Annotated in this window: 3 protein-coding genes; 1 reads left to right on the forward strand and 2 read right to left on the reverse strand. The window is 36.7% G+C overall.

Translation table 11 applies throughout. From position 1 onward, the window contains the following. Positions 1-198: 198 nt before the first annotated feature. Positions 199-402, reverse strand: coding sequence for a zinc-binding dehydrogenase (locus tag H1P_RS32345; protein ID WP_222427357.1), 204 nt, complete (start codon positions 400-402; stop codon positions 199-201). A 93-nt stretch (positions 403-495) separates the two neighbouring features. Here H1P_RS32345 and H1P_RS32350 point away from each other — a divergent pair, with 93 nt between their 5' ends. After that, on the forward strand, positions 496-1,167 hold the full coding sequence (locus tag H1P_RS32350) for an HAD family hydrolase (RefSeq protein ID WP_144875444.1): 672 nt from the start codon (positions 496-498) through the stop codon (positions 1,165-1,167). A 570-nt stretch (positions 1,168-1,737) separates the two neighbouring features. Here H1P_RS32350 and hisC read toward each other — a convergent pair. Next, the gene (gene hisC, locus H1P_RS32355) at positions 1,738-2,793 is read right to left on the reverse strand and encodes a histidinol-phosphate transaminase (RefSeq protein WP_144875446.1); all 1,056 of its coding nucleotides are present in this window, start codon (positions 2,791-2,793) and stop codon (positions 1,738-1,740) included. Between the last annotated feature and the right edge of the window lie 154 nt (positions 2,794-2,947).

Here is a 2,947-nt window from a genome sequence, read left to right on the forward strand (position 1 = left end):
TCAAAGCGGGAAATAATTCACTCACTTGGATTTTTGGCGCAATAAGAGTTAAAGGTTTAAGTTCCATACGATTTCGGTTACGAATACTCTCATTAACTCATCTTTTAGCTTAACCGAACAGTATTGATGCAGAGCCTGCTTCGACTCTCTTGAAACTATATTCCTCGTGTTAATGGAAAGAAACTAGATAATTAAAAACTATTTAACTGTTATTAAAATTTTTCCTTTAGCTTGTCCTTCTTCGCTATAAATTTGAGCCTCTCCTACTTCTTGTAATAAATAAGTACGATCTATTACTGGCTCAATCTTGCGATTTTCAATCCAATAAGATAAAGTTGCTAAATCCCGATCGCTTTGATGAACAATAACTAACCTTGCTTTATTATCGGTACTTGAAACCAACAAAATATAAACTGAGTTAATCTATATGAAAACATTTGAGAATTGGTTATGGCGATCTTCAGAAAACTAAAATATTGCAGATTTTGAGTAGTTATGATTAAAGCAGTTATTTTCGATTTAGATGGAACATTACTTAACCGCGACTCATCACTACAAAGTTTTGTAGCCAATCAGTACGATAGATTCGCAACCTCTTTAGGACATATTGAGCGACAAAGTTACATTAGGCGATTTATTGAGTTGGATTGTCGTGGTCATGTCTGGAAAGATAAAGTATATCAAAGCCTAATCGAAGAATTTGAAATCGCTCAAGTAAGTTGGCAATTTTTACTTGATGATTATGAAACAAAGTTTATTAATCACTGTGTTCCTTTTCCCTACCTAATCGACACTATAAATTTGCTAAAACAGCAAGATTATTTGCTTGGTATGATTACAAATGGTCGTACAATTTTTCAGTCTAGGTCTATTCAAGGGTTGGGCATTGAAAAATACTTTAATACAATTGTGATTTCGGAAGCTGAACAAATTAGAAAACCACAGCCCGAAATATTTCATATTGCACTATCAAAATTAAAAACGACCGCAAAAACCAGCGTTTACATTGGCGATAATCCCCAAGCTGATGTTGTTGGAGCAAAAAAAGCTGATTTAAAAGCAATTTGGAAACGCAATCAGTTTTGGTCTGAACCTACGGAAGCAGACGCAGTTATTAATGAACTTGATGAGATTTTACCAATTTTGAAACAGTGGAAAAATTGCTGAGTCTGCTTAATTTTATTGCCAAGTATTACATCTAGAGTGATTGCTATTCATAGCTTTGAATTCGATATGACCCTTTAATGTTGGGGGTCGAGCCAGAGGTCACCCTCTGACACTCCCATTCAAAACGCATCATGCGACTTTCATCGCAATGCGCTCCTCCTGACTTTTCGGTATTCTACTTTTGCTCCGTCAACCACAGTATTTTGGACATTTTGCAAGCTGCTAACCGAGGGGTGTGTGGAAGGTTAATCTTGAACCTAAATTCCATCTTTCTATACGTTTAGATTTTACCTGTTAAACAGTTGTGTCTTTCATCTGTATTAGTCTTGAAGAGCTACTTATTTCCCTACTAAGACTCAGGGCAGTACCTTTACACGATGTTGAGAAACTTCCGTATATTTTAAAACATCTGTAGAACCATATTGGTTGATAATAATAGCTTTCATTGTGGTTTATCAGGCTATGTTCAATTGAATTATGACGAAGTCAAAGCAGGCTCCGTCTATCATCGGCAGAGTACCATAGTAAATCCTCCATATAATAAGATTGGGATAATGCTGTGGTTTAACTTTACTGTTTCTCGATCGCCAATAATGCTGCCAATAAAGTTTGGTTTTGCTCCTCTGTTCCTACCGTAATTCGTAGTTTATTTTCTAATCCAAATTGTTTAAAATAGCGAACTAAAATACCTCGTGCTTTTAATTGAAGGTACAAATGTTCTGCGTTACCTTCTGGTGGAGTTGCTAGCAGGAAATTTCCGTGGGATTTAAGTGCGGTAAAATCTAAATTTTTAAGATTGGCAGTCAGTATTTCTCTGGACTTTTTGATTTTCTCGGCACATTCATTTTTATAAGCTCGATCGCTGATTGCTGCTGCACCCACCAAAGTTGCGATCGCATCAATGTTGTAGCTGTCTTTGACTTTAAACAAACCAGTTAGTAATTGAGGATTGGCAATACCAAACCCCATGCGTAAACCTGCTAGGGAATAACCTTTAGACAAAGTTCTCAGGATAATCACATTATCGAATTCTCGTACTAAAGGTAATGCTGAATAGTCAGCAAAATCAACATAGGCTTCATCGATAACTAATATTCCAGATAGTCTCTGTGCCAATTCTCGCAAATCATCAAGAGGTACAATATGACCAGAAGGGCTATTAGGAGAAGCAATAAAAGTAACTGCACCCTTAGCAGCCACAAGTTCATCTATGGGTAACTTAAAATCTTGAGGATAACTTATTTCTACTGCATCAGCAGGTTGCAGGGCAGCTAAAGTTCGATAAAGAACATAAGTTGGCATCGGATAAACTACAGGGCGATCGCTACCTTCAGCGCAAGCTCGAATTATGACATTGAGTAATTCATCACTACCATTACTGACAATAATCCAATCGGTAGGAATTTCTAAGGCTTCACTAACTGCTAAACAAAAATCTTTAGCGTAAGGATCGGGGTAGCGTCGTAGCCATTCACTATCGAGATTACGTAAAACTTCTATCGCCTTGGGAGAAGGTGGATAGGGATTTTCATTGGTGTTTAATTTAAGAATTGGTGTTCCTGGTTTGGGTTGTTCCCCAGGAATATAGCCAGTTGTTAAATCAACAGCAGTACGAAAGTAACTCATGTTTTATTTTTTTGGCTCTTTGTTTATAACTCAGATCTTGCACCAAGAAAAGTTGATAAGAGAACGGATAGCTGAAGTGTTTGCGTAGAGGAGATGGCAGCTAGTTCTCTATGTTTAATAGAGAACTAATATTAAAGATTAATAAAAACTCTGA

Origin of the sequence: Hyella patelloides LEGE 07179 (genome assembly GCF_900659865.1) — a bacterium.
Lineage (GTDB): Bacteria > Cyanobacteriota > Cyanobacteriia > Cyanobacteriales > Xenococcaceae > Hyella > Hyella patelloides.

Bases quoted from the DNA above. Each gene is read 5' to 3' on its own strand.
- H1P_RS32350 (WP_144875444.1), top strand. From the start codon at position 496: ATGATTAAAGCAGTTATTTTCGATTTAGATGGAACATTACTTAACCGC.
- hisC (WP_144875446.1), bottom strand. From the start codon at position 2,793: ATGAGTTACTTTCGTACTGCTGTTGATTTAACAACTGGCTATATTCCT.